Source organism: Candidatus Vondammii sp. HM_W22 (assembly GCF_022530855.2).
Classification (GTDB): Bacteria; Pseudomonadota; Gammaproteobacteria; order Chromatiales; family Chromatiaceae; genus Vondammii.
The window spans coordinates 3,155,901-3,179,461 of sequence record NZ_CP099567.1; the positions used below are offsets into that span (position 1 = coordinate 3,155,901).

Genomic DNA, 23,561 nt, shown 5'->3' on the forward strand with positions numbered 1-23,561 from the left:
AATTGTCACGAGGTGTATACCAGGATAAAAAACGTTTAAAGTGTACTCTGGACAACGAGTATCGGTACCTGAAACCTGAATTGAAAAAATGAAGCTGATCAGTGACAAAGAAGCCTGGGAAGGTGAAGCCGACTGCATGAGTTGCCCCCTGCGCAACTCAGTGCTGTTTGCTGGCCTGGATAAAGATGATTTTGATAAAATCCATAAGCCTATCGACCTCTATACGCTTCCTACGGGCTCGACCCTTTACCGTGCCGGAGACAAGGGAGATCATCTTTTCACCATATGCAGTGGTGTACTGAAGCTGGTTCAGTACCTCCCGGATGGCACCCAGCGCATTGTCCGACTGGTGCGCTCCACCGATGTCACCGGCCTGGAAACGATGCTGGGACAAAACTACCAGCACGATGCCGTGGTGCTGCAACCGACACAGGCCTGTGGCCTGCCAGTCAGCGTGGTTCAGGCACTCTCCCAGAGCAGCCCAAAACTCCACAAGGAGCTGCTTAGCCGATGGCAAAAAGCACTCGAAGAGGCAGATGCCTGGCTGACCGAGCTCTCAACCGGTTCCGCCAAACAGCGGGTTGCCCGCCTGCTACTGAGGCTAGTCCGTAACAAGGAGGCAAGCGAGTGTGAACTCTTCTCCCGTGAGGATATGGGCGCCATGCTGGGCGTCACCACTGAAACCGCCAGCCGCACTATTGCTGAATTCAAACGGCAGAGTCTGCTGATTGAAACCAGCCCCAACCACTTCCTACTGGACATCCGAAACCTCGGGCATATTGCTGAGGATTGACCAGAATGTCCCAGTGCAACCGTTGGGCATTGAGATATTTCAATGCCATCTGAACTTCCAGCACTTATCCTCTGACCTTCAGAACATTGGCTGGAAGGTAATCCTGCCTCTGTGGATTGACAGGAGTTAGGTATGAAGCAAGCGTTGCTACAGGAGAGATACCCCCTTTTCTCCCTCGACATCGAGAAGTCGGAAACCGATTATGAAAGCGTCTAAGGAGGTCATCGCTTATCTGAAGAGCCTCATTGATGAGCACAAAGTTGCAAAGTTCATTGCCATCTTCGACCATTACAAGCACACCAAAAACCTAGAAGACGGTCAAATCAGTGAGGATATCCTAGATGGCCAGAACATCATCTTCTGTTTTGGCATTACTCTTCCGGAGCCGCAGGTAATGGCGGTCCGCCCCCGGTCAATCGGTGTTGTAGAGCTCAAGGAGAGTTTTCTTATCACCTTCATGGAAGCACCCATGCCGATAGCAAATGTCGCCATGGAGGAATGGGCCAAGTCGATAAAAACATCAGACTAACCAGATTCTTTGCAAGCACCCACCAGAGAGAGAATATGAAAATCGGCATTACTAGTCAGAACTTCCGCACCATTACCGGCCATGCGGGAAAAACCCGGCGTTTCCTGATCTATGAAGTAACTGATGCCAATTCAGTGAAAGAGATAGACCGCCTCGATCTGCCAAAAGAGATGGCGATGCACTCCTACCGCTCTGCGAAGCCTCATCCAATCACTGCTGTGGATATTCTCATTACCGGTGGGTGCGGAGAGGGCTTTCTCCGTCGTATGGGCTCAATGGGAGTCCAGGTAATAGCCACTGCAGAGAAAGATCCCCTCGATGCCATTCAGACTCTCATTGCCGGAGAGGCACTGCCACCACCGGAACCGCATGACCATTGAGCGTTCGCATGCGTCGGCAAAAGATGCATAGCGCCGAATCGCTCTGTGTTCTCATTTTTTATCCGTGCTTCAGAATTGAAGCCGCCCTGGCGCTAAAATCCGGTGTGCAAATCTACCCAACTCACAGAGCCCGCAATTAACTCTCTTCAGATGGTCTCAGCAGATGCAATCCAGGTCGATTTAAAGTATCCTTCCCGTTAAATACACCACGCGATCTCCCCTTATGGTGCCTCGCTTACTCACTTTGCTGGCACTCCTCTTCCTTCTGCTCACGGGTTGTGCCAGCAATGCCCATTACCCGGTCAATCCACCACTGGCCCGATTTGATGGCCCACGTACCATTCCCAATCTGGCAGCAAAAAACAACGGGCAGATTCTATTGGCGCTGACCTTTTCCGGTGGTGGCAGCCGAGCTTCAGCCCTCTCCTATGGCGTACTGGAAGAGCTGGCCAATACGCCATACGGTCCAGGTAAAGGACAGCAGGATACATTGCTATCCGAGATCGATATGATCTCCGCCGTCTCCGGCGGCAGTATTACAGCGGCCTATTTTGGCCTCTATGGCAATCAGCTGTTCAGGAATTTCAAACATGAGTTTCTCGAGAGAGATGTCACCAGAGAATTGAGGAACATGCTGATCTCACCGGAGACACTCTCCCGGCGTAGCTCGGACACTTTTGGCTCAGGCGACATTCTGGATGAGTATTTTCGTCAGCGGCTCTTCGGTACCGCTCCACTGCGCGAACTGGTGGACAACAACGGGCCCTTTGTTCAGGTCAATGCCACCGATCTGTTCAAGGGGAGTCGATTCGATTTTACCGCGGAACAGTTTGCACTGATCTGCTCCGATGTCGGTGGTTTCCCGGTATCCCGAGCGGTGGCAGCATCCAGTGCCGTACCTATCATTTTTTCCCCAATCACCCTGGTCAACCGCGCAGGAAGCTGCAACTATACGCCGCCGGAATGGCTCAACCAAGGACTTCAGGCCAAGGGAAAAAACAACCGGCTCTACCGTGCAGCCTCACAACTCAATATCTATCTTGATCAGGCGGCACACCCCTACATCCACCTGCTGGATGGTGGCCTCGCCGACAACCTGGGACTGCGCGCGATCATGGACCGAATTCTGGTGGAAGATGGTCTCTGGAGCACCCTCAATCGCTTCAACCAGCAGGATGCCAAGCATATCGTGCTGATCATCGTCGATGCCTCGGCCCTGCCCCCTTCGGAATGGGAACAGTCAGACACATCACCGCCACTCTCCGCCATACTGGATGCGGCAACCACGGCGCCCCTGGCCAATTACAATTTTGAGACCGTGGAATATATGCGCAGCAATCTGCCTGAATGGACCAACGAGGTAAAGCAAGCGCGCTGCAAAAACAACAGAAACTGCGTAGCCCCGAAGTTCTATTTTATTCAGTTGCATCTCGAAGATATCGCCAATCCTAGGACAAGAAAACGCCTCACCTCGGTCCCAACCGACTTTTCCCTGCCACCGGGTATTGCAAATGAGCTGATCAGTACCGGCCATCAGTTGCTACAGAATCACCCTGAGTACCAGCGGTTATTGAAAAATATCCACGAAAACAGATAACAGCAAAATTTATTTGTAAGTTCTCAATAAGGTTGCGTGCGATAAAGAGCATAGCACTACTACTTCCAAGAGACGCTGTGAATAGATCCCTGGCCGCTTCCGGCATACTGCCTTATGCGACACATGGGTATAACCTTACACTGCGTACGCTTGAAAGCGGCATCCCTGTCGCCAGCACTCGGCACAAACCCTCTCATCAATGTTTGTACGGTGTTATAGAGAAATTACAGCGACATCTCGAGATCATCCATTATCTTGACCAGACCAGCCTGGGCGCAGGCTTCATCTATTTTTCCTGATGGGGCACCGCTGACACCCACGCCACCCAGGAGATTTCCGCCTGCCTGTATCGGCACACCGCCATCGGACATCAGCAAACCCTGCACCCGACCGATAGGCGTTTTGGCCTGAGCACCAAGACCTGACGTCTTGGCGTTGAAATTAGCAGCCGTATAGGCTTTCTGACGACTGATCATCAGCGTGATAGTAGGAGCAAGCGTATCGCGCAATGTCACCTGCACGGTACCATTGCGATCCACAACGGTTACGCCAATCTGAATCCCCTCTTTTCGGCAGGCTTCGACCGCCCCCTGGGCAATGGTCAGGGCTGACTCCATGGTCAGACGTTGAACCATCAACATCATTGGAGCATCTTCGTCTGCCATTAAGGTGAATGGCATTGCACATAAAACGGCCAGGGCCACGACTTGCTTAATCATATTGGTTCCTCCTGTGGGAACTTGGAAACAAACAGCCACATCATTTATTAAGGAGCCTCTGATTAATTCTGGATCGGACGGATGACGAGTTGAAATCTTCCGGATCAAGGCGAAAATTGTGGTAATAGCTGGCTATTACCAAGATTTTCAACACAGAGCCGGGAGATTTCAGCCATCAGACACCGATTCATGAATTGATCAGAGGTTCCTTAAGTGTTGTGGTGGCTAAAAAACTATCCGCTCAAACATACGCGGATGGAAATACAAAGAGATCATGTATTGTTAAAAGACGATTCGCTCTCTTTGCAGCAAAAAACCTGCTCCGGTGGATTATATTGACTGAATTCTGAACAACTACTCTGGACTATGTTCAGCCATACAGGTAGTGATCGATTACATACTGCTGCACAATCTGTTGAAACTCCCGGGCGATACCCTCTCCTTTCAGTGTCACGGTCTTCACGCCGTCTTCATATACAGGGGCAACCGGAGTCTCTCCCGTGCCGGGGAGGCTGATGCCAATATTGGCATGCTTGCTCTCACCAGGGCCGTTGACGACACAACCCATTATCGCAACGGTCATCGCCTCCACACCTGGGTACTGATCTTTCCATAGAGGCATCTGCTCCCGCAGATGAGACTGGATGTCCATCGCCAGCTGTTGGAAGAAGGTACTGTTGGTACGTCCACAGCCAGGACAAGCTACTACCATCGGAGTGAACGACCGCAGCCCCATGGACTGCAGAATCTCCTGGGCTACCACCACTTCTTGAGTGCGGGCACCCCCCGGCTCCGGGGTCAGCGAGATGCGGATGGTATCGCCTATATCCTCTTGCAGCAGCACCGCCAGTGCCGCCGTGGATGCCACGATACCTTTCGACCCCACACCCGCTTCAGTAAGACCCAGATGCAGGGCATAATCACAGCGGCCGGCCAGCTCCCGATAGACGCCGATCAGATCTTGCACGCCGCTCATTTTGCATGAGAGGACGATCCGATCCCGGCCCAAACCAAGCGCTTCAGCGCGCCGGGCATTATCCAGGGCAGAGACCACCATAATCTCCCGGATCACCTCATCGCTGTCGAGAGGCTGCTCCCGGCGTGAGTTCTCATCCATCAGGCGTGCCACCAGCTCCTGATCCATACTGCCCCAATTAACGCCGATACGGACAGCTTTATCGTAGCGACAGGCCATCTCGATCATCAGGGCAAATTTCTCGTCACGCTTTACACCCCGCCCGACATTACCCGGGTTGATCCGGTACTTCTCCAGCGCCTGGCCGCATTCAGGGTATTTTTGCAGGAGCTTATGGCCGTTGAAGTGAAAATCGCCGATCAGGGGGATCTTACAGCCGGCCTTTTCTAATCCGTCACGTATCACTGGGACGGCCCTGGCCGCCGCCTCGGTGTTCACCGTCAGACGCACCAGCTCCGACCCGGCTCGGCCGAGGGCAAGTACTTGGTCTACCGTGGCTCTTATATCGGCGGTATCGGTATTGGTCATCGATTGGACGGCCACGGGCGCACCGCCACCGACAATCAGGTTACCAACCCTCACGGGGATGGTGGAGTATCTTGCTACCGAATATTCAGACATAAGACGCGCGCTCTGTTACCAGCCTACCTAATGCAGCCTAGGAATCTGTCGGATTCAACACTGTTTGGCTGCAAATCCGTGGATGCCGATCAACTTTTCGCTTCAAACGGTTAAACCCGACTCCTAGCTTTTGCATTTCGCCGCAACCCGCAGACGTAACGCATTGAGCTTGATGAAACCACTGGCATCTTTCTGGTCATAGGCACCTGCGTCATCTTCGAAGGTCGCTATCGACTTGTCAAACAGGCTGTTGCTCTCTGATTTACGGCCCACAACCATGATGCCGCCTTTGTAGAGTTTCAGTCTCACTATACCATTGACAGCTTCCTGAGAGTGATCGATTGCCGCCTGGAGCATTTCACGCTCCGGACTCCACCAGTAACCATTATAGACCAGCCCTGCATAGCGGGGCATCAGCTCATCTTTCAGGTGAGCCGCTTCCCGATCAAGGGTTAAAGACTCCATGGCCCGATGCGCTTTCAACATGATGGTGCCGCCCGGGGTCTCATAACAACCCCGGGACTTCATTCCGACATAACGGTTCTCCACGATATCGTCACGGCCGATACCATTATCTCCGCCAATTTTATTCAGCGTTTCCAGCACGGTGGCAGGCGTCATCGCCTCGCCGGCGATAGCAACGATATCGCCCTTTTCATAAGTGAGTTCAATATAGGTCGGCTCATCTGGTGCTTGTTCCGGCGAGACAGTCCAACGCCACATATCTTCACCCGGCTCGGTCCAGGGGTTTTCCAAATCATAGCCTTCATAGGAAATATGCAACAGGTTGGCATCCATCGAATAGGGTGACTTTTTACCATCACGCTTCATCTCCACCGCAATGCCATGCTCTTCCGCATAAGCCATCAGTTTCTCACGGGAGAGCAGACCCCACTCACGCCAGGGAGCAATGATCTTCACATCCGGCATCAGGGCGTAAGCACCCAACTCAAACCGCACCTGATCATTGCCTTTCCCTGTAGCGCCATGGGAAATGGCGCTAGCGCCGGTTTCAGCAGCGATCTCCACTAGGCGCTTCGCAATCAGTGGGCGTGCTATCGAGGTGCCCAGCAGATACTCTCCCTCATAGACCGCGTTGGCACGAAACATCGGGTAGACATAATCGCCAACAAACTCCTCGCGCAGATCTTCAATATAGATCTCTTTGATCCCAGCCGCCTCAGCTTTGACCCGCGCTGGCTCTACCTCTTCACCCTGACCCACATCGGCGGTAAAAGTAACCACCTCGCAGCCATACTCACCCTCCAACCATTTGAGGATAATAGAAGTATCCAGTCCACCGGAATAAGCCAGTACGACCTTCTTTACGCCAGACTCTGACATGGAATTTGCTCCGATTATTTACGGCCGCCATAGGCGACCATTTTGTTTTAGACAGAAGGGCAATTATAACGTAATCAACATCCTCCAGAAAACCATAAAATAGGTAGGTAGAGAGCGTATTCAAGGGTGAAACCGGGCAACAAAACTAACGCCTCTGACGCCATCAGCGATTGACAATCGCCTCCACATCCAGATCCCTGAGCCACTCGCCATGAAAATTTATATCAGTGCTGTTGGACTAAGGCTCCGGTTAGTGAAACTGGAAACGGGTTGGCAGTGGTACTGCTTCACCCAATGCCATCACCTCACCACACGAGCATATTGAACAGATTGGCCTCTGCATCGGGTACCAGAGATCACGAATGTACTTCTGATCGTCGGGGTTGGTGACTCGGAAACAGATAAAACTGCCGCATTGGGCAAGCACGGTTTCAGGCAACTCATGGGGACGCTGGCTGACCACCGCCAGGCCGACACCGTATTTTCGACCCTCTTTTAGCGATACGCTCCATGGAGCGCCGGGTTCCTTCATGCTGTGTACCCTCTGCACGTGGGATATAGGCGTGAGCCTCCTCGCACACCAACAGAATCGGAAACTCCCGGTTATTGGGGTTCCAGTAGTTGAACTCAAAGGCCAGTCGCCCTATCTGGGCTGTTACCGTCGGTCTGACATCAAAAGGCACGGCACTGAGGTCGATTACCATGATCTACCGCCGAGGCTCTTTCAGGCCAACAAACTCCCGCAACAGATCAACCAAGGAATCGGATGACTTGCGCTTTTTTGGTTTAAACAGAAAATCGTAGCGGACATCATTGAAGCGACTCTGCATCTTGATCAGGGAGTCATCAAACTGGCCATAGAGCAGCCCCTTGACCTTGCCGAAATCAGTCACCTGTTCATTGGCCCGCCTGAACTGCTGAAACAGCTCGGAGAGAGAAAAATAGACCGGGGAATCAATAGAGAGGTTGGCATTCTCCATCCCCTTATTGGCTTTGCGGCGCAGCACCAGTAGAACTTCCCGTAAAAAAGCCATCTGTGTGGAGGCTTTTTCATCGCTCCGGTCAATCAGCAGATCCACCAGCTCGCCATAGGTCAACAGCCAGTAGGGAATATCCGACTCCCTTGCGTCAATGCAGTGATAGTCACCCTCATTGAATGCGGATTGGGCGACCCATCGCTATCCCGCCAAACATATTCACCATGCAGCTCAAGCAAGACCACATAGGCATGAGGCATGGTTTTCACCGTGCGCTGCAACATACCTGATTTACCGGTGCCTAACTGTCCCAGTATCGCCATATGGCGACCAAACAGTGTGGTGGAATTGAGAACAGACGCCCATACTTGTCATCGGCGGCAGATATCCCAGCTCAGACCCCATGGAACTTTCTGAACGGCACATCAACTTCATCCGGCTAGATAAACATGCGCCTCTGCGCCCGGTGTTGGATAATGAATAACACCACGGTGAAAGCCTCGGTCCTTTCCTTACCCAGCTCACCCAGGGGGATCAGCGTCAGTAGACCGCGGGGAGGTGTTGAGCACGCATCATCTTCCAGAACTCAGCCGGTAACCATGGCCACCTCAAAGCCACGCTGTTTAACCATGACATAGGTGCCAATCTGGCCAACGGCAATATTCACCCCACCCGCGTTGATTAACGGAAAGCCTTCTGTCTCTCTCTGGTCCAACACTGCAGTCATGGCACTCTCATGACCCTGTGTAATCCTTCCGATTAATGTTTCTGCTTTCATCATCGTCATGGCACCCGCTCCATTATCAATTACCCATGGATTATCCCATTTTGCAGAAAAAAGTGGGACAACCTACCCAGAACTAGGCACAGAGGAGCGCGCCAGGATTTCGTTGCAGACAGAAGTGGAGTCCGATATCACTTAATCGGGAAAAATTACTGAGGCTTGCCACCAAGGAAACCGGTTAGAGCGGTAATAAATGCATCCGGTTGTTCAGCATAGACCCAATGGCCTGCACCCGGGACCGTGCGCAGGCGCATATAGGGAAAATATCGGCTGATCGACTGGCTGTGCTCAGCCAGTACATAATCCGATTCATTGCCATGGATAAAGAGTGTCGCCCCCAAATATTGAGCCCCTGGGGAGGTTTCAGGAAAACTGAGAATCCGCTCCATGCCACTCAGAAGGGCATCCAGGTTAACCCGCCATGACCACTCCCCGTTCCGCTGCTGTAGGTTTTGCAACAGATACTGGCGTAACGACACACCATCCAGGTAGCCGGCCAGAGCGGCATCGGCCTCTTCTCGCTGCTTCAGGTTGTTGAGATCAATTGCCAACAAGCCTGCGTAAATGGTATCAAAGCGATTTGGGTAAGCCACCGGTGCAATATCCACAACGACCAGCTTGGCCACTTTTTCCGGCTGTTCCAGAGCAAGCCACATGGCCACTTTCCCACCCATACTGTGACCAATCAGCACAACGGAATCCAGGCCATGCTCATCTATCAAATCCGCCACATCCCAGGCCAATGACGGATAACCCACATCCTCTGAATGAGAGGATCTTCCATGGTTACGAAGATCGGGAACAATCAGATGATGATTGGCTTCCAGCTTCCGCGCAATGCCATGCCAGTTGGCCGAAGAGCCCAGCAGGCCATGGAGCAGAATCAGTGTTGGATTGCGCTCGTTATAGCGCCCGTACTCCCGGTAAAATAACCCCACGCTCACCATAAATCGGTTACTTGGCGTCCAGCCTGCCGCCTGTCGGAAAGCAGCGAAGATGGACGCAGAGGTCGCAATGATTACAGGTTAAAAAACAAGAAAAGCCTCTGCGTACTCTGCGTCTCTCTGTAAAAAAATTTTGACTGAAAGTAATTACTTTCTCTTCCTTGGCGGCATCAGGTCGGTAATGGTGCCTTCGGCCATTTCAGCCGCGAAACAGATGGTCTCATTCAGCGTTGGATGCGGATGAATAGTCAGGCCGATATCCTCGACATCAGCACCCATCTCCAGTGCCAGCACAGTTTCACCGATCAGCTCACCGGCATTCACACCAACGATACCGGCACCCAGAATACGCTTGGTTTCAGGGTCGAACAACAGCTTTGTCATACCCTCTTCGCGTCCAATACCCAATGCACGGCCTGAGGCAACCCAAGGAAATGCACCCTTCTCATACTCGATACCCTGAGCCTTGGCCTCTGTCTCGGTAAGACCCATCCAGGCCACTTCCGGATCGGTGTAAGCCACGAAGGGGATAGTCAGCGGATCAAACAGCGCATGCTGACCTGCAATCACCTCGGCGGCCACTTTTGCTTCATGGGTCGCCTTGTGGGCCAGCATAGGGTTACCCACAACATCGCCGATAGCGTAGATATTCGGCACGTTGGTCTGCATATGCTGATCAACCGGGATGAAACCACGCTCATCGACATCCACGCCAGCATGTTCCGCTCCGACCAGTTTGCCGTTGGGCAGACGCCCCACCGCCACCAGAACCTTGTCGTAAATCTCAGGCTTCTCAGGGGCATTTTCACCCTCAAGGAACACCTTGAGCCCGCCTTTCTGCACCTTTATTTCTGTCACTTTGGTCTGCAGCATGATGTTGTTGAATTTGGTTTTCAGCCGCTTCTGCAGCGGGCGCACGAGGTCAGGGTCACAACCCGGGATCAGATTGGATTGAAGCTCAACCACATCGATCTGACTGCCCAAAGTACTGTAGACCGTACCCATCTCAAGTCCAATAATGCCACCGCCCACCACCAACATTTTCTTTGGCACATCTTCCAGTGCCAGGGCGCCGGTAGAGTTGATCAGCCGCGGATCATCATTGGGAAAACCGGGAATCTCCACCGGACGTGAGCCACAAGAGATAATGGCGTTATCAAACTCAATGAATTTGTGCCCATCTACGGTCTCGACACCGATGCGATTCGGAGATTCAAATTTGGCCCAGCCATGAATCACCTGAATTTTTCGTTGTTTGGCCAGAGCCGCCAGACCCTGAGTCAGGCGATTGACCACTTTATCCTTGCCAGTGCGCAGCTTATCCAGGTCCACCTTGGGCTTGCCGAAGCTGATACCCATATGCTCCATCTCTGCTGCCTCGTTGATAACATCCGCCGCATGCAGTAACGCCTTTGAAGGGATGCAACCAACATTGAGGCAGACACCGCCCAGGCTTGCATGGCGTTCAATCAGTACCGTTTTCAAGCCCAGATCAGCCGCACGAAATGCCGCCGTGTAACCACCGGGGCCAGCGCCAAGCACCACCACTTCAGCATGCATATCGGCCGTTCCTTTCACTGCACTGGAGACCGGTGCCACACAGGGCTCATTCTTCACACCCATAGATTCACCCTCTGCCAGAATCATCATCAGAATAGTGCCATCCTGTGCTATTTTATCGCCAACCTTGACCTTGACCTCCTTCACCACACCCGCGTGGGGGGAGGGAATGCTCATGGTCGCCTTATCACTCTCCAGGGTAATCAACGGATCCTCCACCTGCAGCTTATCGCCGACGGAGACCAATACTTCGATGACATCCACTGACTCGAAATCACCAATATCAGGAAGGGTGACTTCAACACTATTGCTCATTTTCTTTCCTTAACTTTGAAGGGACCTGGTCCAAAGCATTTTATTTAAGCCGAAATCTCTATTCGAATGTCACCCGTCATTCCGGTCTGCGCCAGGGTGACAGTAATTTCAGCCTACATAAGTACTGCTCCAGAGTTTAGTCCATTTAGTAACTCTAGTTGCCGACCCAAAAGATTAGCCTATTGATCAATAAAATCAACTTATAAATCCATTAGATATCCACCTGAATATCACTATTTTTTTATAAGTTAGAGACTACAACAGCAAACGGCGAATATCTGACAGCAATCCGGCAAGCAACACGGTAAACCGGGCAGCCTGCGCACCATCGATTACCCGGTGGTCATAAGAGAGTGAGAGTGGCAACGTAAGGCGGGGCTGGAACGCATTACCATCCCACACGGGTTTCATGGATGAGCGTGAGACACCAAGAATGGCCACCTCCGGCGCATTGACGATGGGGGTGAATGCCGTGCCGCCGATCCCCCCCAGACTGGAGATTGAAAAACAGCCTCCCTGAAGATCGGATGGCATCAGTTTGCCGTCCCGGGCACGACCGCTGACACCGACCAACTCTCTGGCCAGATCATAGATGCCCTTTTTATCCACATCCCGGATCACCGGCACCATTAAGCCATTGGGGGTATCCACCGCCACGCCAATATGGAAGTATTTTTTGTAGACTAGGCTCTCGCCATCCTGGCTCAACGAGCTGTTAAAGTCAGGTATCTGCTGCAATGCACCGACACAGGCCTTCATCAGAAAGGGCATGAAGGTCAGCTTGACATCCTGCTTGGCAGCTACCCCTTTCTGCTCCTGCCTGAACGCTTCCAGCTCTGTTATATCCGCCTCATCAAACTGGGTGACGTGAGGAATATTCAGCCAACAGGCACTCAGATGGGCGCCACTGATCTTCTTGATCCGGCTGAGGGGTCTCTCCTCTACCTCGCCAAAAGCAGAATAATTAACGCTGGGGATAGCCGGTAACTGTAGAGGACCGGTTGATATCTGACCGGTTCCGCCACTCAACGCCTTCTTTATGAAGTTCTGTACATCATCTCGGGATACACGCCCCTTGGGACCGTTTCCTTTCACCTGCAACAGGTCCACACCCAACTCCCGGGCAAACCGGCGTACTGAAGGACTGGCATGGGCTTTTGCCCCAGGTGCATCTGAGGGCCGGACCAGGACAGGCGGTTGTTTCACCTGCTTTTCTCCCGGCAGCCGGTGCTCAATCTTCTCACTTGGCGCAGGTGCCTGCGCCGTCTCAACCTCTTCCGCAGCGGGAGGAGGTGGCGCATTTTTGGAATGGGCCTCCTCGGCATCGGCACCCTCTTCTGCATCCACCACCAGCAACAGGTCACCTTCACCAATAGTATCCCCAACCTTGATCGCGACCGATTTCACCTCGCCTCCATAAGGGGAAGGGATTTCCATTGTCGCCTTATCGCTTTCAAGGGTAATCAGGGATGTATCGACTTCGACACGGTCTCCCACAGCCACCAGGACTTCAACCACATCCACCCCGGAAAAATCACCAATATCCGGAACCAGGACTCTCTTTTCAGTACCCACTCCGGGCCTCCAGCATTTTCAAATTTTTAATCTCTATGGAATACAGCATCAGACAGTCAGGGGATTGGGTTTTTCAGGATCAATCCGGTATTTCTTGATCGCTTTACTGACTTCAGAAACATCGATCTCTCCCTCATCAGCCAGTGCCCTCAAGGTCGCCAGTACGATGTAATAGCGATTGATCTCGAAGAATTTTCGCAACTGGCTGCGCTGGTCACTGCGGCCATAGCCATCAGTACCCAAAACCTTGAATGAACCGGGAATAAACTGACGAATCTGATCAGCGTAAGAGCGAATATAATCGGTGGCGGCCACCACCGGCCCCTTGCGCTTACCAAGAAGACTCTCCACATAGGAGACTCTTGCCCTCTTCTCAGGATGCAGCATATTCCAACGCTCAACATCCAGTCCTTCCCTGCGCAGCTGATTAAAACTGGTCACACTCCAGATATCCGCAGATACATTGAAATCCTTATCCAGCAGTTCAGCCGCCGCAATTACTTCGCGCAGGATAGTACCGCTACCCATGAGCTGAACACGCTTTTTCTTACGCCTGCCCTCCTTGAGCAGATACATCCCTTTGAGAATACCCGCCTCGGTACCCTCCGGCATGGCTGGCTGCTGATAGTTCTCATTCATCACGGTAATGTAATAGAAGATATTCTCCTGCTCTTGGTACATCCGGCGCATGCCATCCTGAATAATCACCGTCAATTCATAAGCGAATGCGGGATCATAGGAGATGCAGTTGGGGATGGTCGCCGCCTGCAGATGGCTGTGGCCATCCTGATGCTGCAATCCTTCGCCTGCCAGGGTGGTTCGGCCGGCAGTACCGCCTATCAGGAACCCTCTAGCCTGCATATCACCCGCAGCCCAGGCAAGATCACCGATCCGCTGAAAACCAAACATCGAGTAATAGACATAGAACGGGATCATGCTGATCCCGTGGTTACTGTAGGAGGTGGCTGCCGCGATCCAGGAGGACATGGCTCCCGCCTCGTTGATCCCTTCCTGAAGAATCTGGCCTTTCTTATCCTCGCGGTAATACATCACCTGATCAGAATCCACCGGGGTATACAGCTGCCCTACCGATGAATAGATACCCAACTGACGGAACATCCCCTCCATACCAAAGGTACGCGCCTCATCAGGAATGATCGGCACTACGTACTTACCCAGTTCCTTATCTCTGACCAGCGTGGCAAGCAGGCGGACAAACGCCATGGTGGTAGACATCTCTCTATCGCCACTCCCCTCCAGCAGAGGCTTGAAGAAATCCAACCCCGGCACCTTCAGCTTTGGCGCATCGGTGAAGCGCGCGGGAAGATAACCACCCAGCGCCTGCCTGCGCTCCTGCATATATTTCAGCTCTGGGCTGTCTGCCGGTGGCTTGTAAAATGGCGTGGCATTGATCTGCTCATCCGGTATCGGGATATTGAAACGGTCGCGGAACGCCTTCAGTGCCACCTCACCCATCTTCTTCTGGGAGTGGGTTATATTCTGTCCTTCGCCAGCCACGCCCATGCCGTAGCCTTTTACCGTCTTCGCAAGTATTACTGTCGGCTGCCCGGTATGTTTGACGGCCGAAGCATAGGCAGCATAAACCTTATGCGGGTCATGGCCACCACGATTGAGACGCCAGATGTCCTCATCGGTCATGTTGGCGGCCATCTCTTCCACTTCCGGGTATTTTCCGAAGAAGTGCTTTCGGGTGTAGTCACCGCCTTTGGCTTTATAAGCCTGATAGTCGCCATCCACGCACTCTTCCATCCGTTTCAGCAACATACCCTTATTATCCCGCGCAAGAAGAGGATCCCAGTAGCTGCCCCAGACCACTTTGATCACATTCCATCCTGCACCGCGGAACACAGCCTCAAGCTCCTGAATGATCTTGCCGTTACCGCGCACTGGCCCATCCAGCCGCTGGAGATTGCAGTTAACCACAAACACCAGGTTATCCAACCGCTCACGGCCTGCCAGGGAGATAGCCCCCAGCGCCTCGGGCTCATCCATCTCGCCATCGCCCATAAAGGCCCAGACCTTACGGTTTTCGGTGCCCACGATTCCCCGGTCATTGAGATAGCGCATAAACCGGGCCTGATAGATGGCCATCAAAGGCCCAAGTCCCATGGAAACCGTCGGAAACTGCCAGAATCCCGGCATCAGCCAGGGATGAGGATAAGAAGAGAGCCCGCCTCCATCGACCTCCTGCCGAAAACTGTAAAGCTCCTCTTCACTGATGCGTCCTTCCAGATAAGCGCGAGCATAGATTCCCGGAGCAGAGTGGCCCTGGAAAAAAACCAGATCGCCATCCTGTGACTCATTACGTCCCCTGAAGAAATGATTGAACCCCACATCAAACAGCGTTGCTGCCGACGCAAAACTGGATATGTGCCCTCCCAACTCCGAGGAGAGACGGTTCGCCTGAACCACCATTGCCATGGCATTCCAGCGGATAAACGAGCGAATGCGCCGTTCCATAGAACGGTCCCCAGGAAAACGCTCCTGCCGGGTAACCGGTATGGTGTTCAGATATGCGGTATTTGCGCTGTAGGGCAGATAAGCACCAGAGCGGCGTGCCTTGTCTATCAGGTGCTCAATAAGGTAGTGGGCCCGGTCAACACCTTCATTTTCCAGCACACCTTCGAGGGCATCAAGCCACTCTTGAGTCTCCTGAGGATCAATATCTGGTCTCATTCAATAAACTCTCTCATATCGTATTTAAATTTATTTTTTCTTAACTCCAACCTGAATCCTCTCAGTAATCATGCCGGTCAGAGTGCAAGATAGCTTTAAGTGTAGTCCTTATTGTGACTGCCAATAAGTTTCATATCACCATACAGATCAATGGGTTGTGACATACAAGCACAAGCAACTGCGGAGATCGAGTCCAACAGCGAACTCCCTATAGAATCCAGCAATCCTAAAGAAGCCTACTATTGAGTAATTCAATACTTTATATTGAGCAGAGCAATATACAGGAATTTAGCGAGAGATACCACGGAGAAAAAATAAGCAAAAAAATGTAGCGCGCCGCATGAATTGCGAACGCCGATCATGCCAAAATAACCCTTAAAGCACGCTTAAAAGCGGTGGCATCACCTTATTCCTCCAACTAAATTAGAAGAAACCTCCATCCCAGAGCCCCAGCGCAGAGGCTTGATAATCGTATTCTTACTTCAGTGTCAGATAATTCTGAATCCTTGGCGTTTATTAAACCTCTATCACTCTGCGCCGCAAGGATGCCAGCGCCCCTTCCAATCCATCAGGAGGGGTGCCTTTCTAATCTGGCCAGATCAGTGATCTCATGATGCGAGCCATCGGGTAGCCAGTAGACGGTACCCCGATGATCGGGCACGAGAGTCTATGTGCCGTTAATGTAGGCATCCACCTCGCACTCAGCCGAGCCCCGATAGGGACATCAGCCGTGGCGTGAGCAGGTGGGCGCATATAGATCGTCTGCCCAGCCAGTTTGGTTCCCAGCGGGTCGAGTGAGGCGGTAACCGGTCCCGCTCGTAGCTGAGGTTAGTTTATCGTTAGTCGCCATCACAGAGTTCTGTGTAGTGTTGGAACCGGCTTGCACCGTATCTGCGCTAGTACACTGATAGATGGCGTGATCATGACTTATCAACTGATCGGACTGCAACGATCCCAGCGCACGCTATCCGCCGTGCCGCCCAAGGCAGTGATGGCGCTGACGATCTCTCGCACGAGGTGTTCGATGGCTGCTTCTGGCGGGATGCTGCCCCCGGTGCCGATGTCGGGGTTACCATCGATGTAGGGGTCATCGGCGGCGTCTCCAACGGGTGGGATACAGTCCATGATCCAGGCTCCTTCGTAGGACACAAACAGGGTTGTGTGAGCCGGCTTGAGCCGGTTCAACACGCATTCAAGATCTTCTGCGCGGTTGGTCTTCAAGAGGGGAGCTATTCCCACATGCAACTCTGACCTGCTGAAGGGCCAGTAGGGAACAAAGGAAGTAATAGACGTAGCATTTTAAGTGTAATGAGGAGGCGGCGATACTGCGATAAGATCACTAATTCGGCAGATAGCCAAGAAAACCGGACTTTCCCGTAATACCGCCCGTAAATATCTGGCCAGCTGGCTGCATCGGGAGGCACGGCGTAAACGCAAACAGTGATTATCACTAAAACAACTGTCTTGTAGCTTATAAATTGGCGGGCGCAACAGCAGGAAAGCTTCACGTGTCGCCAGTAGCGGCACCTAGGTACTATTGGCCTTTGCTGGAGAAGCTTTTCAGTTTGATTGGAGCGAGGACTACGTTGTTCTGGGTGGCAAAAGCACCAAGTGACAGATTGCCCGGTTCAAGCTCAGTAGCCGCCGTGCTTTCTTTCTGCGTGCTTATCCCCAAAATCCAGGAGATGCATCTTTGATGCGCACAACCTAGCCTTCAGGGTGCCCGGCGGTGTGCTAATGAAATGCCCCCTCTATGGCCACTTGGCTTGTTAGGTTCTCCGCATGACAAGAGATCCGTCATCCTGAGTACAAAGACAGCACAATTGCCGACCCCTGGCAGAACGAAGTGGTTCGCCTGATGTCGATTACTGCGCCCTTTGACGAATATATAGAACACAGTAAGCGGGTCTTATCCACCTGCCTGATTATCTTTGATAATAGTCGTTACAGTGTACCCGCTTCCTTTGCCATTGGTTACTACTTTATCGCTGGTTTTGGAGTTTTTTTAGAAGCTCTCTTAACTCAACTATCTGTGGAGACGGGATAAAATCCCTCCGGGTAACATCGACCAAGATCAGGTCGGGGACAGTCGAGCAGCCGCGTTGTTTGTTGTGTACTTACGTTTGCAACTGTAACAAATTTATGCAATTGGCCCTTAATTCCCCCGGACAAAAAAACCCCGCACCCGTAAAGGATGCGAGGGTTCTGGACTAAAGCCTAGCAGTGACCTACTTTCACATGGGGAGACCCCACACTATCATCGGCGATACACCGTTTCACTTCTGAGTTCGAGATGGATCAGGTGGTACCAGTGCTCTATGGCCGCTAGGCAAACTGTTAGTCTGCCGTTCACACGACAGACAGCATTCGGTTTAGATTGTAAAAAGGCCTTAGTTATGTTGCGTTCTTAACCAACACCCAACACTAAAGTGTTTGGGTGTTATATGGTCAAGCCTCACGGGCAATTAGTACTGGTTAGCTTCACACATTACTGCGCTTCCACACCCAGCCTATCAACGTGGTAGTCTTCCACGGCCCTTCAGGACTCTCAAGGAGTCAGTGAGATCTAGTCTTGGGAGGGGCTTCCCGCTTAGATGCTTTCAGCGGTTATCCTGTCCGAACGTAGCTACCCGGCAATGCCACTGGCGTGACAACCGGAACACCAGGGGTTCGTCCACTCCGGTCCTCTCGTACTAGGAGCAGCTTCCCTCAAATCTCAAACGCCCACGGCAGATAGGGACCGAACTGTCTCACGACGTTCTAAACCCAGCTCGCGTACCACTTTAAATGGCGAACAGCCATACCCTTGGGACCGACTTCAGCCCCAGGATGTGATGAGCCGACATCGAGGTGCCAAACACCGCCGTCGATATGAACTCTTGGGCGGTATCAGCCTGTTATCCCCGGCGTACCTTTTATCCGTTGAGCGATGGCCCTTCCATACAGAGCCACCGGATCACTATGACCTACTTTCGTACCTGCTCGACTTGTCTGTCTCGCAGTCAAGCACCCTTATGCCATTGCACTCATTGCGCGATTTCCGACCGCGCTGAGGGTACCTTCGTGCTCCTCCGTTACTCTTTGGGAGGAGACCGCCCCAGTCAAACTACCCACCACACACTGTCCCTGATCCGGATAACGGATCTAGGTTAGAACTCCGAACATACCAGGGTGGTATTTCAAGGCTGGCTCCACCGAAACTGGCGTTCCGGTTTCAAAGCCTCCCACCTATCCTACACAGGTAGGTTCAAAGTCCAGTGTGAAGCTGTAGTAAAGGTGCACGGGGTCTTTCCGTCTAGCCGCGGGTACACTGCATCTTAACAGCGATTTCAATTTCACTGAGTCTCTGGTGGAGACAGTGTGGCCATCATTACGCCATTCGTGCAGGTCGGAACTTACCCGACAAGGAATTTCGCTACCTTAGGACCGTTATAGTTACGGCCGCCGTTTACCGGGGCTTCGATCAAGAGCTTCGTCCGAAGACTAACCCCATCAATTAACCTTCCGGCACCGGGCAGGCGTCACACCCTATACGTCCTCTTTCGAGTTTGCAGAGTGCTATGTTTTTAGTAAACAGTTGCAGCCACCATTTTATTGCAACCCCCTTCTGCTCCACGAGCAAGTCGCTTCACATACCAGGGGCGTACCTTCTCCCGAAGTTACGGTACCATTTTGCCTAGTTCCTTCACCAGAGTTCTCTCAAGCGCCTTAGAATTTTCATCCCACCCACCTGTGTCGGTTTGGGGTACGGTCTCTTATTACCTGAAGCTTAGAAGATTTTCCTGGAAGCATGGCATCAATCACTTCACATCCCTAAGGATGCTTCGTCATCACGCCTCAGAATTGTGTCCCCGGATTTACCTAAGAACACTTCCTACACGCTTGAACCGGGACAACCAACGCCCGGATGACATAGCCTTCTCCGTCTCTCCATCGCAGTAATTAAGAGGTGCAGGAATATTGACCTGCTTCCCATCGATTACGCATCTCTGCCTCATCTTAGGGGCCGACTAACCCTGCGCCGATTAGCGTTGCGCAGGAAACCTTGGGTTTTCGGCGTGGGGGCCTCTCACCCCCATTATCGTTACTCATGTCAGCATTCGCACTTCTGATACCTCCAGCATGCTTTACAACACACCTTCAACAGCTTACAGAACGCTCCTCTACCATGCGTGTAAACACGCATCCGCAGCTTCGGTACACAACTTAAGCCCCGTTAAATCTTCCGCGCAAGCCGACTCGACCAGTGAGCTATTACGCTTTCTTTAAAGGATGGCTGCTTCTAAGCCAACCTCCTGGCTGTCTGGGCCTTCCCACATCGTTTCCCACTGAGTTGTGATTTGGGGACCTTAGCTGGCGGTCTGGGTTGTTTCCCTTTCGACGACGGACGTTAGCACCCGCCGTCTGTCTCCCATGATTGCACTTTGCGGTATTCGGAGTTTGCAACGGGTTGGTAAGTCGGGATGACCCCCTAGCCGTAACAGTGCTCTACCCCCGCAAGTGATACATGAGGCGCTACCTAAATAGCTTTCGAGGAGAACCAGCTATCTCCGGGCTTGATTAGCCTTTCACTCCGATCCACAGCTCATCCCCTCATTTTTCAACATAAGTGGGTTCGGGCCTCCAGCAGGTGTTACCCCGCCTTCACCCTGGCCATGGATAGATCGCCCGGTTTCGGGTCTACTCCCAGCGACTATGACGCCCTATTAAGACTCGGTTTCCCTACGCCTCCCCTATTCGGTTAAGCTTGCCACTGAGAAGTAAGTCGCTGACCCATTATACAAAAGGTACGCAGTCACCCCTCTGAAAGGGCTCCTACTGCTTGTACGCATACGGTTTCAGGTTCTATTTCACTCCCCTAAAAGGGGTTCTTTTCGCCTTTCCCTCACGGTACTGGTTCACTATCGGTCGGTAAGGAGTATTTAGCCTTGGAGGATGGTCCCCCCATGTTCAGACAGGATATCACGTGTCCCGCCCTACTCAATTTCACTGCTGAGTCGTTTTCGTGTACGGGGCTATCACCCTGTATCGCCAAACTTTCCAGATTGTTCCACTAACTCATCAACAGCTTAAGGGCTAATCCCCGTTCGCTCGCCGCTACTAAGGGAATCTCGGTTGATTTCTTTTCCTCCGGGTACTTAGATGTTTCAGTTCTCCGGGTTTGCCTCGCTAACCTATGTATTCAGTTAACAATACCCAGCTTACACTGGGTGGGTTTCCCCATTCGGAAATCTCCGGATCAAAGTCTGTTTGCTGACTCCCCGAAGCTTATCGCAAGCCACAACGTCCTTCATCGCCTCTTACCGCCTAGGCATCCACCATATGCGCTTATTCACTTGACCATATAACCCCAAAAACTCTGGAGTTACGCTGGTATTGGTCACTTTGTTCGAATGCAACATACCCGCATATTCATTTATTGAGAATTTGAATATGCTATAAGTTCGTCCACAGTCACACGATAAATCGCGCTTCTATTAGGACTTCACCTATCTACAATCTAAACCATATTGTTAAAGAGCAGCACTTTGTTAAATACAAAGTGTTGAACCTTTAGGTTCAACACTTTGAACTCATGGACAAAAAATGGTGGAGCCAGGGAGGATCGAACTCCCGACCTCCTGCGTGCAAGGCAGGCGCTCTCCCAGCTGAGCTATGGCCCCGATAAGCCTTTAGTTTTCCTTCCCCATCCATCACCTTCAGACAGCTGAAAAAAGTTCACCTCAAATGGTGGGTCTGGGTGGATTTGAACCACCGACCTCACCCTTATCAGGGGTGCGCTCTAACCAACTGAGCTACAGACCCATGTCCGTGCTTTCTGATTAGGTAATTTGTGTGGGTACTCCGAAAGCGCTTAATCAGCTTTCTTTAAAGGAGGTGATCCAGCCCCAGGTTCCCCTAGGGCTACCTTGTTACGACTTCACCCCAGTCATGAATCACAAAGTGGTGAGCGTCCTCCCGAAGGTTAGACTACCCACTTCTTTTGCAACCCACTCCCATGGTGTGACGGGCGGTGTGTACAAGGCCCGGGAACGTATTCACCGCGACATTCTGATTCGCGATTACTAGCGATTCCGACTTCATGGAGTCGAGTTGCAGACTCCAATCCGGACTACGACCGGCTTTATGAGATTCGCTCACCCTCACGAGGTTGCAGCCCTCTGTACCGGCCATTGTAGCACGTGTGTAGCCCAGCTCATAAGGGCCATGATGACTTGACGTCATCCCCACCTTCCTCCGGTTTATCACCGGCAGTCTCCCTAGAGTTCCCGCCATTACGCGCTGGCAACTAAGGACAAGGGTTGCGCTCGTTACGGGACTTAACCCAACATCTCACGACACGAGCTGACGACAGCCATGCAGCACCTGTCACTGCGTTCCCGAAGGCACCTTTCTATCTCTAGAAAGTTCGCAGGATGTCAAGAGCTGGTAAGGTTCTTCGCGTTGCATCGAATTAAACCACATGCTCCACCGCTTGTGCGGGCCCCCGTCAATTCCTTTGAGTTTTAACCTTGCGGCCGTACTCCCCAGGCGGTCAACTTATTGCGTTAGCTGCGCCACTAAAGACAATTAAAGCCCCCAACGGCTAGTTGACATCGTTTACAGCGTGGACTACCAGGGTATCTAATCCTGTTTGCTACCCACGCTTTCGTACCTCAGCGTCAGTATTGGTCCAGGAAGCCGCCTTCGCCACTGGTGTTCCTCCGGATATCTACGCATTTCACCGCTACACCCGGAATTCCACTTCCCTCTACCATACTCTAGCCTGCTAGTATCAAATGCAATTCCCAGGTTGAGCCCGGGGCTTTCACACCTGACTGAACAAGCCGCCTACGCACGCTTTACGCCCAGTAATTCCGATTAACGCTCGCACCCCCTGTATTACCGCGGCTGCTGGCACAGGGTTAGCCGGTGCTTCTTCTAAAGTTAACGTCAAGACCCGAGAGTATTAATCCCAAGCTTTTCTTCACAATTGAAAGTGCTTTACAACCCGCAGGCCTTCTTCACACACGCGGTATTGCTGGATCAGGGTTGCCCCCATTGTCCAATATTCCCCACTGCTGCCTCCCGTAGGAGTCTGGGCCGTGTCTCAGTCCCAGTGTGGCTGATCGTCCTCTCAGACCAGCTACGGATCGTCGCCTTGGTGAGCCATTACCTCACCAACTAGCTAATCCGACGCAGGCTCATCTAATAGCGCAAGGTCCGAAGATCCCCTGCTTTCCCCCATAGGGCGTATGCGGTATTAGCCCGAGTTTCCTCGGGTTGTCCCCCACTACTAGGCAGATTCCTACGCGTTACTCACCCGTCCGCCACTCGTCAGCAGGAGAGCAAGCTCTCCTCTGTTACCGTTCGACTTGCATGTGTTAAGCATACCGCCAGCGTTCAATCTGAGCCAGGATCAAACTCTTCACTTTTAAGTTTGAACAGTCTCTATGTAAGATGAGACCAAATCTCAGCTCGACTAATCACTATTCGAATTTTTTGGAATTGATAGATGCTTCGTCGATATTAATGGCCTTTCAAGCCGCCAACGGAGCACCCACACAAATTACCTAACCTGATTGTTAAAGAGCGGATCGAACCTATCGCCCGACCGAGACGGGCAAGTGTAACCAGCCTATCTTTATGCCGTCAACACCTCCGTGCTTCAGACTGCCGCTTGGCGTTTCCGGCCAAGCCGTTCTCCCCAAAGCGAGGCGCGTATTCTACGCAATTATTTATCACCGTCAAGCGCTTTTATGAATCTTTT

At 52.2% G+C, this 23,561-nt stretch carries 15 protein-coding genes, 2 tRNA genes, 3 rRNA genes and 1 pseudogene; 5 read left to right on the plus strand and 16 right to left on the minus strand.

Annotated elements, in window-relative coordinates:
* Nucleotides 1-88 precede the first annotated feature (88 nt).
* From MN084_RS17895 to MN084_RS17910, 4 genes and pseudogenes are all read left to right on the plus strand, one after another.
* Complete coding sequence (locus tag MN084_RS17895; RefSeq protein ID WP_241085513.1) at nucleotides 89-793, plus strand: Crp/Fnr family transcriptional regulator; 705 nt, start codon at nucleotides 89-91, stop codon at nucleotides 791-793.
* A gap of 132 nt (nucleotides 794-925) precedes the next feature.
* Nucleotides 926-1,322 (plus strand): annotated as a pseudogene (locus MN084_RS17900) (DUF6858 family protein).
* Between the two features lie 35 nt (nucleotides 1,323-1,357).
* Entirely contained in the window at nucleotides 1,358-1,702 is a 345-nt protein-coding gene (locus MN084_RS17905; RefSeq protein WP_241085512.1) for a NifB/NifX family molybdenum-iron cluster-binding protein, read from the plus strand.
* Nucleotides 1,703-1,946: 244 nt separating this feature from the next.
* The gene (locus tag MN084_RS17910) at nucleotides 1,947-3,299 is read left to right on the plus strand and encodes a patatin-like phospholipase family protein (protein ID WP_241085511.1); all 1,353 of its coding nucleotides are present in this window, start codon (nucleotides 1,947-1,949) and stop codon (nucleotides 3,297-3,299) included.
* 224 nt (nucleotides 3,300-3,523) lie between these two features.
* Here MN084_RS17910 and MN084_RS17915 read toward each other — a convergent pair whose 3' ends face one another.
* The 11 genes from MN084_RS17915 to aceE form a co-directional block, all read right to left on the minus strand.
* Complete coding sequence (locus MN084_RS17915) at nucleotides 3,524-4,018, minus strand: GlcG/HbpS family heme-binding protein (RefSeq protein ID WP_241085510.1); 495 nt, start codon at nucleotides 4,016-4,018, stop codon at nucleotides 3,524-3,526.
* A gap of 370 nt (nucleotides 4,019-4,388) precedes the next feature.
* Nucleotides 4,389-5,615, minus strand: a complete 1,227-nt coding sequence (gene ispG, locus MN084_RS17920) for a flavodoxin-dependent (E)-4-hydroxy-3-methylbut-2-enyl-diphosphate synthase (RefSeq protein WP_241085509.1) — start codon at nucleotides 5,613-5,615, stop codon at nucleotides 4,389-4,391.
* A 123-nt stretch (nucleotides 5,616-5,738) separates the two neighbouring features.
* On the minus strand, nucleotides 5,739-6,959 hold the full coding sequence (locus MN084_RS17925) for an argininosuccinate synthase (RefSeq protein ID WP_241085508.1): 1,221 nt from the start codon (nucleotides 6,957-6,959) through the stop codon (nucleotides 5,739-5,741).
* Nucleotides 6,960-7,209: 250 nt separating this feature from the next.
* Nucleotides 7,210-7,491, minus strand: a complete 282-nt coding sequence (locus MN084_RS17930) for an ATP-binding protein (RefSeq protein WP_241085507.1) — start codon at nucleotides 7,489-7,491, stop codon at nucleotides 7,210-7,212.
* Nucleotides 7,492-7,666: 175 nt separating this feature from the next.
* Nucleotides 7,667-8,056, minus strand: a complete 390-nt coding sequence (locus tag MN084_RS17935) for a hypothetical protein (protein ID WP_277400122.1) — start codon at nucleotides 8,054-8,056, stop codon at nucleotides 7,667-7,669.
* The gene (locus MN084_RS17940; protein ID WP_277400121.1) at nucleotides 8,053-8,259 is read right to left on the minus strand and encodes a hypothetical protein; all 207 of its coding nucleotides are present in this window, start codon (nucleotides 8,257-8,259) and stop codon (nucleotides 8,053-8,055) included. The genes MN084_RS17935 and MN084_RS17940 overlap by 4 nt, the downstream gene beginning before the upstream one ends.
* A gap of 263 nt (nucleotides 8,260-8,522) precedes the next feature.
* A complete protein-coding gene (locus MN084_RS17945; RefSeq protein ID WP_241085506.1) occupies nucleotides 8,523-8,663 on the minus strand; it encodes a hypothetical protein in 141 nt (46 codons plus the stop codon).
* Between the two features lie 206 nt (nucleotides 8,664-8,869).
* Complete coding sequence (locus MN084_RS17950; protein ID WP_241085505.1) at nucleotides 8,870-9,667, minus strand: alpha/beta fold hydrolase; 798 nt, start codon at nucleotides 9,665-9,667, stop codon at nucleotides 8,870-8,872.
* A 144-nt stretch (nucleotides 9,668-9,811) separates the two neighbouring features.
* A complete protein-coding gene (gene lpdA, locus MN084_RS17955; RefSeq protein ID WP_241085504.1) occupies nucleotides 9,812-11,539 on the minus strand; it encodes a dihydrolipoyl dehydrogenase in 1,728 nt (575 codons plus the stop codon).
* A 255-nt stretch (nucleotides 11,540-11,794) separates the two neighbouring features.
* Entirely contained in the window at nucleotides 11,795-13,114 is a 1,320-nt protein-coding gene (gene aceF, locus MN084_RS17960) for a dihydrolipoyllysine-residue acetyltransferase (protein ID WP_241085503.1), read from the minus strand.
* 48 nt (nucleotides 13,115-13,162) lie between these two features.
* Nucleotides 13,163-15,811 carry a pyruvate dehydrogenase (acetyl-transferring), homodimeric type gene (aceE, locus tag MN084_RS17965; RefSeq protein ID WP_241085502.1) on the minus strand — a complete coding sequence of 883 codons (2,649 nt, stop codon included), beginning with the start codon at nucleotides 15,809-15,811 and terminating at the stop codon, nucleotides 13,163-13,165.
* Nucleotides 15,812-16,828: 1,017 nt separating this feature from the next.
* Here aceE and MN084_RS17970 point away from each other — a divergent pair.
* Nucleotides 16,829-17,062: a hypothetical protein gene (locus MN084_RS17970; protein WP_241085501.1), complete on the plus strand. Its 234-nt coding sequence runs from the start codon at nucleotides 16,829-16,831 to the stop codon at nucleotides 17,060-17,062.
* A gap of 964 nt (nucleotides 17,063-18,026) precedes the next feature.
* On the opposite strand, the gene rrf is transcribed toward MN084_RS17970, so the two are convergent.
* The 5 genes from rrf to MN084_RS17995 form a co-directional block, all read right to left on the minus strand.
* Nucleotides 18,027-18,141: ribosomal RNA gene (rrf, locus tag MN084_RS17975) — 5S ribosomal RNA — on the minus strand.
* Nucleotides 18,142-18,255: 114 nt separating this feature from the next.
* Nucleotides 18,256-21,153, minus strand: a 23S ribosomal RNA gene (locus MN084_RS17980).
* 245 nt (nucleotides 21,154-21,398) lie between these two features.
* A tRNA-Ala gene (locus tag MN084_RS17985) sits at nucleotides 21,399-21,474 on the minus strand.
* Between the two features lie 65 nt (nucleotides 21,475-21,539).
* Nucleotides 21,540-21,616 (minus strand) — tRNA-Ile (locus tag MN084_RS17990).
* Nucleotides 21,617-21,681: 65 nt separating this feature from the next.
* Nucleotides 21,682-23,226 (minus strand): 16S ribosomal RNA (locus tag MN084_RS17995).
* Together the 16S, 23S and 5S rRNA genes with 2 tRNA genes alongside form the textbook arrangement of a ribosomal RNA operon.
* Nucleotides 23,227-23,561: the final 335 nt, after the last annotated feature.